Here is a 6,723-nt window from a genome sequence, read left to right as displayed (position 1 = left end):
GGGGGGGGGGGGGCAGCAGACGTCGCAGCATCGTTGAGGGCGTCGCTGATCACTTGAGGCAGGTCGAGCTCGATTCGAGGCATAGCAGCTGGCCGAGAGGTGGCCACCATTTGACCCCGGTCGGCCGAATCTGGGCGGGCCCGAGTGCGCAGGAATGCGCACTTCCGGGGCTCACCGCGTTGCCCGGGTGGGGGCGGGGGAGGCATCCGGCCCGCGCGTGCAATGTACAGCTCGCTCAGGTCACAAATGGGACTTTTCACCGGAAGAAACCCCTTTCGGCGTGACCTGTGGTGGAGCATCCCTAGCGGCCGAAAAACTGTCGCGAACCGGGGTCCGAATTCCCCCGGTGACTGTGGGTAACTGCCAGGGGGCCCATGGTTTGGGACGAGGGCTCGGACCCTATCAGGACAAGCAGCTAACAAGAAACTGATTGCTGCCCCCGCGGTGCGGGCGGCACTCTAGACCCGTGTTGAGTGGGGAGGGCGGCAAGAGAAAATTGGGCGGTCGCTCTCCGGCAAGGCTAGAGCCGCTTTTCAGCAACTTGCGATATACGCTGCTTGGCTCATGTCTTCCATGCGTGCTAGTACCAAATACTTGCCCACGCTTGGGTCTGTCCAGAAGAGCGCCTCCAGCGGATGCCGGACCCTCTGCGCAATGTATGAGGCCTGCCAGCTAGAAATCGCCGTCATGGCCTGTGTATTTCGATGGGCAGTGGCGTTTCGGATGGTCTGAATGTGCGCAATGCGCGGCACCGTACCAAAAGCAGTGAGGAGTTGTGCTGAGTTCGCAGGACCAAGCGCGGCAATGATCTGGACAAGTTTTGCCATATCCCCCCAGGTAGGTTCGAGTCTAGTGAGGGTGACGCTACCGACGGTTCTAGGTGGAACGCCGTTTTGCTGGTTCTTAGCCAGGTATGAAACTACGGGCTCAGAAGGATGGACCGCGACTAGCGTTCCAAGGGAACGTGTGTCACAACCGAGACACGACGCCATTACGACCTGTCTGCAGTAACGGTTCCAGCACTGCCAAAGCGTCGACAGTATTCCCTCAAGTTCGTGAAGCTTGGCTTCGCTCCTGAGAGGAAATTCTGCCGTCGCTAGCGAAGCGACCAAATGATCACGAAGATCGTCCAGTCGCTTATCCAGGCGATGTTGCAGCCACTGAAGATCCATTCACTACAGGCCCTGCAGGGCTTTAAGAATGAACTCAGCTCTCACCAGGCGTTGGGGAGCTCTGTTGGATCCCGCGGTGCAGGCCTCAACGTACCGCCGGTAGGGGCTATCGAGGTCCTTGTTCTCGTGGGCGTACGCGAGGTCTGAGAGTCTGCCGAGTGCGTCGGCCGAATTTGTGAAGGCGCCTGTTGGGTCAATTTGAGTGGCTTGGGCGAGGCCGGGGATTCCCCATTTGTTGTGAATCAAAGCAACCACCAGCGACAAGAAGGCGTAAGACTTAGTCATGTACGTTTGTTGGAGCGGCGAAAGCTCTGTTTGGACGAACTGAAGAGCCTCATCGATGCGGGTAGACCACTCCGCCTGCTGCGGCAAATCTGTGTCGTACTTTTTATACAGTTTGCGTAGCTTTGCTGCGCTTGTGCTCTGAATCCCGTCTTCCATGGCGAGCGCGATCTCAACAATTAGCTCGGCATCTTCCATGCGGACGATGCTCCTCGAGGTGAGGATCTTCCAATCAGCGATTAGTCGGCCCCATTTCTCAAGGCGCTCGGTAATCCAATCCTTGAAGCTACCGAAGAACTCGCTGTGGCGCTTCTCCGCTTCATTGAGAGGGAGCGTGTAGGCGTTCATGCGGCGGAACATCTGCAGGATGTCTGCACGTTCCGCATCTCTGATCACATCACAAGAAATCGCGTAACTCATGAACCTAATCTGATCTTCTGGCTCCAAGTCCTGATACCGCTTTCCTATGAAGTGAGTTGAGTTTTTGCCTAAGGCGAACCTTCCTTGCGCAAAATCGATAATGGTCGTTACCCGTTGCTGTCCGTCAACGATCTCCTTGAATGGACGCATCTGTGGAAGACGGAGCTGTTCCAGGACGTAGATTTTTGGGAATGGGAAGCCACACAAGATTGTGTCGATGAAATAGCTCCTCGCAGCACTAGGCCAAAGCCGAGCTTGTCGCTGGTATTCGTTGTTAACAACCATGTCACCACGATTGAACTGGTCGATCAGCTCGGCGACCGAGACACTGGATTCCTGTAGGCGCATTATTAGTTTCCTGGCTATGCACTCACGACTTCATCGTGCTCACTCCAATAGCGAGCAGGTCGCACGGAGAGTATAGGGCGTGGGGCAGGTCGTTTGGCCAGTCTTGGAACTTATGGGGCCGCGCCTTGTTGGCAAAGATCCTTCTCGGGAGCTGCCAGTTACTTAAAACTCTCGCCGGCCCTGACCCATTCGAGTAGCTCGCCCAGGTAGTACCAAGGTGTCTTAGCGGGCTGGAAGAACAGCGGCCCTTTCCTTCCAGCCGCCAACGGCGTAGCCGGCTGGCGGGGCGGGGGGGGGGCAGGGTTGCCGCCGTCTGCTCGGTTACGCGGCCATCTATGGTGACGTAGTGGCCTGCTGCCTCCAGCCGCGCTCTCACTTCCTCCACTGTAGGCAGCGCGCGTGTGGTCATGCTGCTTTGGGCTCCGACTCGCGTTCGACGTCCTGCCCGACGGACACAATGTAGCGGAGGGCCTCTCCAGTCGGCTGGTTGATCGGCCAAGGTGCGTCCAGCAGCACCTTGTCGGTGGGCGCGCGCCCACGGTAGCTGTCACCCGGTATCGAAACCGCTACGCATGCCTCCCTCAGCCTGTCCGCGGTGCGCTTCCCTATCTTGGCCAGGTCGCCGCTGTGGCATTCGTGGCGATCAGTGTAGGGCGCCGGCGGCTGTACCTTGAGTCGATCAGCTCGAACAGCCTGGTCTGCCCCTTCTCGGTGGATACGGTAAGGCCGATCTCGTCCAAGGCCAGGAAGTCGACCTTACGCGGCGTGCGCATCAGCATCCTCTGGATGCTCGGCGTACCGGCCTCTGTGTGACGCCTATGCGCTCCATGGCTTGCCGGGCGCTGAGGAGCACTTCAGCGCCGGCGGATGGTCTGTACAGCGTGCGAAGCTCGATAAGCAGCACGCGAGACACAGGGTCCAGGGTTCGGTAGGCGGCACAGTCCAGCTCCCATGCATAGAGCCGTACATTTGGCGAGACGGGGGCGTGGACGCCACTGCTGCGCCCCGTGGCCCGAGCAAGCCGCCTGGCTTGCTTGCGGGCTTCTCGCTCACTCATCTGCCTCGCCTGGACGCGGCAACCATCCAAGCGACGGGCGGGTGGAAGACAAGAGCGATGGCCGAACGGTACACTCACGCCGCCTCGATGCGGGACGCGATGGATGCCCTCGGGGGTGGGCTGACTAGTCGCAGGGGTACACCGAAATTACAATGGCGGACACGCCGCATCGCTTGAAACCCTTGCAGGGCCTATAGCTCAACGGTTAGAGCAGAGGACTCATAATCCTTTGGTTCCAGGTTCGAATCCTGGTGGGCCCACCATCGAATCAGGCACTTAGCATTCACCGCCGCGCCCGGTTCGTCAAGGTTGCGCCGCCGGTGACCGCTCGGTGACCGTTTGAAGGCCGCTGCCGTCGCTGTTGGCCGCGACTCCCGCCCTGCCGGGCTCCCAGCGCGGGGCGGCGCTCTGGGCCGCGATCCAACGTTGAACATCGCTCTGATACCAGCGCGTGCCGCTTCCTACCTTGTGTGCGAGCGGGAAATTGCCTCTCGCCATTTCACGGTAGATGTAGCTCTTCTTCATGCCGGTCTGGGCTTCAACCTGCTCGAGCCTCAACTGGATTTCGGGGATGATTTCAGCGGCGCCCATTGCGGGTGTCCTCCGTGTCGGAAAGCTGTGGAGACAGAAGCGCCGCCGGCGCGCCGATGCGCGCGCTGGCCACCAGGTCGGCGATCTGGAACAGGTCAAGGGTCGGGTCATCAAACAGGGCCAGGCCTATCTGGGTAGCTGCTCTTTGGGCGGCCGTGAATGCTGGCGGCGCCGCGACGTCGACCAAAGCGAGCGCGTAGTTCCGCCATGCGTCGCAGGCGGCTTGGTACTGCCTCTCGCCGTGGAACCGAAACGTCAGCGTCGGCCCACCGCCGGGCGTCATCTCCGTACTCGTGAGGCCGTTTTCAAGAGCTGCGGCCATCGCGATAGCGGCGAGCTGCTGGCAGTTCAACCCAGGCGCATCAACTGCACACTGTTCATCGGTCTTCAAGGCTGTCTCTCCTTCTTGTTCTCTTCGTTGCAGTCTCCGGCGCCGATCATGCAAACAGCTCCAGTTGTGCGGGCAGCGTTGAGCAATGCTCGGCAGCCGAAGTGGATTGGGGTGTGGGCGCGGCGCCGGCTCTGCGCCGGGCATTACTGGCCCAGCGCAGCAACACTGCAGCGAACGGTGTGCCGCGGCGCGCGCGTGCCTCCTGGAGCAGCACGCGCGCTGTGTGCCGGCCTTGGGGGAAGGCAGCGATCACGCTGCCATCGCCATCGGAGCGGAGACCGGGTCGAGGTTGGCCTCGGCGAGCGCGCGCAGGGGCGGCGGGCTGACGCTGTTGCCGACCATGCGAACCGAGGCGCTGGTGGTCAGCGGCGTGCCGTTCGCCGTGCGATCGATGATGTAGCCCACCGGGAAGCCCTGAGCCCGATACAGCTCGTGCGGCTTGAGCATGCGCAGGCCGATATCGACGATGACGTAGGGAGTGCCCTTGATCACCACCGTGACCAGCGCCAGGCGGTCCCGCGTGGTGATGGTGTCCACCGGGTCGACCAGGGTAGGGACGTTGGCCCCGGTGCCGTAGTACTTGATCAGGAAAGCGGCTACGCGCAGCGCGCCGGCCTCCTGCTCGGGCGACAGGTGGGCGAGTTCCGCCTCCGCCAGCGCATGCCCGCCGCTGCCGCTGGCGGTGACCGTTCCCAGCTGCCGGCGTGCTTCCGTGCTACCTGCTCCCCAGCGCTGGACGCCGCCGGGGCGGCCTTCGCCGTGCGCAGCCTGCACCATGAAAGCGGTAGAAAGCCCGAGTGCGTGAGCAGCGCCAGCCGGCCGCGCCGCACCTGCGCCGGAGGTGATCGTCGGAACGGGATCGGTAGCCGGCGTTCCGATGCTATCGCCCCTGAACTTCACCAGGTGAGGGGCCGCCACTGCGTGCTTCACGCCGCCGGCCACGACGGTGCCGAGTGGCTGCTGCAGGTCCAGTGCGCGCGGCGCCTGGCCCTCGCGCTCGCCGTAGCCGGTCTGCACCAGCGTGGGCGCCACCAGCGCGGTATCGGCCTTTGCCGTCATCGTGTAGAGCGGTTCGGCGGCGGATCGCGGCTCGGACTGGCCGGCGCGACCACCGACGCCGGCAAGGATCGGGCTCACCACCGAGAAGTGCCCGCCCTTCGTGCCCGCGCAGACCGTGCGCAGTGGCTCGTCAGCGCGCATCGAACCCAGGGCATGACTGCTGTTTGCGTGCTCGGCAATGAAGGGTGCCAGTTCCGGTGCCGCCAGCATCAGCTCGCCGCGGTTGGCAGCGGTGATCGTGCGCATCGGCTCGCCAACGGGGTGCACGCGGTCGCCGCCCTGGTGGGTCGCCGGCACGATGAACGGATCTGCCGATCCCAGCACGTGGCGCTGCAGGCCCTTGGCGATTCGGCGCTTCGTGGCATCGGCCAGTTCTCGCTTTCGCCCGAAGATCGAGGGACAGGGGACACTGAAGTCCAGGCAATCGGCGGCCGAAACGCGGGGCTTCTGGCCCGGCCCGGTGCCGTGTGTCGGTGCCGGCCACACGATGGCTTCACCGTCTCGGCGGCCGAGCAGGAAGAGGCGCTCGCGGCTGGTGCCGGCGCCGTAGTCGCTCGCCACCAGCTTTCGCCATTCGACCGCGTAGCCCAGCGCCCGCAGCGCGGCGACGAACTGCTGCCAGGTGCGGCCGCTGTGTCGCTTGTCCGGCACCAGCTGCTGCTGTTCCACCGGCACGCGCTCACCACGCGCAGCCACGCTGCCATCCATCTTCAGCACGCGGCCGGTGGCCTTGCAGCGCTTAGCGGTCAGGGGTCCCCACGTCAGGATCTGCCACACGTTCTCCATCGAGATGATGCGCGGCGCGGTGTTCGTGCCATTGGCGCGGTCGGCGCGCAGCAGTTGGCCCACCCACTTCAGCACCACCCAGGAGAGCGCGCGCGTCTTCCGGCTGCGTGGCTGGCCGCCCTTGGCCTGGCTGAAGTGCGTGCAGTCCGGCGAAGCATGGAACCAGCCCACGGGGCGCCCAGCGACGTCGGCGCGCGGGTCGGCGTGCCAGATGTCCTCGCGGTGGTGGATGGTGAGCGGGTGGTTGGCGGCGTGCATGCCGATGGCCAGCTCGTCGTGGTTGTAGGCGAGTGCGGGATCGATGCCCAGGGCCTGCTTGAGGCCCTCGCTGGCGCCGCCGCCGCCGGCGAACAGATCAACCACGATCTCGCCGGCGCGCAGGCGCGACTTCTGCGGTGCGGGGAAGTTGAAGGAGCGGGAGCCGTCAGCCATTGGAATCGTCCTCGTTGTCGTCCTGGTCGCCTTCGTCGGCGTCCATGCAGGTGGAGCAGGTGTGTTTGCCGCGGTGCCATTCGCCGCATTCGTTCCAGCAAAAGCCGTTGCCGCAGGTCTTGCAGATACCGGCATCGCTGAGGTCGAGCGGGTCATCGCAGACGCAACACAGGCCGATCGGCATC

General features: G+C 63.5%; 6 protein-coding genes and 1 tRNA gene. 1 reads left to right on the top strand and 6 read right to left on the bottom strand.

Annotated elements, in window-relative coordinates:
• Positions 1-533: 533 nt before the first annotated feature.
• Together ACO6VK_RS11445 and ACO6VK_RS11440 are read right to left on the bottom strand one after the other, a co-directional pair.
• Positions 534-827 carry a hypothetical protein gene (locus tag ACO6VK_RS11445; protein ID WP_422507234.1) on the bottom strand — a complete coding sequence of 98 codons (294 nt, stop codon included), beginning with the start codon at positions 825-827 and terminating at the stop codon, positions 534-536.
• Between the two features lie 348 nt (positions 828-1,175).
• Positions 1,176-2,222: a DUF262 domain-containing protein gene (locus ACO6VK_RS11440; RefSeq protein WP_422507232.1), complete on the bottom strand. Its 1,047-nt coding sequence runs from the start codon at positions 2,220-2,222 to the stop codon at positions 1,176-1,178.
• 1,244 nt (positions 2,223-3,466) lie between these two features.
• On the opposite strand from ACO6VK_RS11440, the gene ACO6VK_RS11435 reads away from it, so the two are divergent.
• Positions 3,467-3,542, top strand: a tRNA-Ile gene (locus ACO6VK_RS11435).
• A gap of 40 nt (positions 3,543-3,582) precedes the next feature.
• Here the strand turns inward: ACO6VK_RS11435 and ACO6VK_RS11430 are convergent.
• The 4 genes from ACO6VK_RS11430 to ACO6VK_RS11415 all read right to left on the bottom strand — a co-directional run bounded on the left by ACO6VK_RS11430 (position 3,583) and on the right by ACO6VK_RS11415 (position 6,722).
• Positions 3,583-3,870 (bottom strand): helix-turn-helix transcriptional regulator, encoded by a 288-nt coding sequence (locus tag ACO6VK_RS11430; RefSeq protein ID WP_422507230.1) that lies wholly within the window; start codon positions 3,868-3,870, stop codon positions 3,583-3,585.
• Positions 3,857-4,261, bottom strand: coding sequence for a hypothetical protein (locus tag ACO6VK_RS11425; RefSeq protein WP_422507228.1), 405 nt, complete (start codon positions 4,259-4,261; stop codon positions 3,857-3,859). Before ACO6VK_RS11425 ends, ACO6VK_RS11430 begins: the two co-directional genes overlap by 14 nt.
• Before the next feature lie 249 nt (positions 4,262-4,510).
• Positions 4,511-6,538: a DNA cytosine methyltransferase gene (locus tag ACO6VK_RS11420; RefSeq protein WP_422507226.1), complete on the bottom strand. Its 2,028-nt coding sequence runs from the start codon at positions 6,536-6,538 to the stop codon at positions 4,511-4,513.
• Positions 6,531-6,722, bottom strand: coding sequence for a hypothetical protein (locus tag ACO6VK_RS11415; protein ID WP_422507224.1), 192 nt, complete (start codon positions 6,720-6,722; stop codon positions 6,531-6,533). Before ACO6VK_RS11415 ends, ACO6VK_RS11420 begins: the two co-directional genes overlap by 8 nt.
• Position 6,723: the final 1 nt, after the last annotated feature.

Source organism: Stenotrophomonas sp. GZD-301, assembly GCF_049310345.1.
GTDB lineage: Bacteria > Pseudomonadota > Gammaproteobacteria > Xanthomonadales > Xanthomonadaceae > Stenotrophomonas.
Note: the sequence above shows the minus strand (reverse complement) of the source record. Positions and strands in the feature narration are given on the sequence as shown.

What these genes read in the sequence shown, in the direction of transcription:
- ACO6VK_RS11415 (WP_422507224.1), bottom strand. Translation starts at nt 6,722, where the DNA reads ATGCCGATCGGCCTGTGTTGCGTCTGCGATGACCCGCTCGACCTCAGC.
- ACO6VK_RS11420 (WP_422507226.1), bottom strand. Translation starts at nt 6,538, where the DNA reads ATGGCTGACGGCTCCCGCTCCTTCAACTTCCCCGCACCGCAGAAGTCG.
- ACO6VK_RS11445 (WP_422507234.1), bottom strand. Translation starts at nt 827, where the DNA reads ATGGCAAAACTTGTCCAGATCATTGCCGCGCTTGGTCCTGCGAACTCA.
- ACO6VK_RS11440 (WP_422507232.1), bottom strand. Translation starts at nt 2,222, where the DNA reads ATGCGCCTACAGGAATCCAGTGTCTCGGTCGCCGAGCTGATCGACCAG.
- ACO6VK_RS11430 (WP_422507230.1), bottom strand. Translation starts at nt 3,870, where the DNA reads ATGGGCGCCGCTGAAATCATCCCCGAAATCCAGTTGAGGCTCGAGCAG.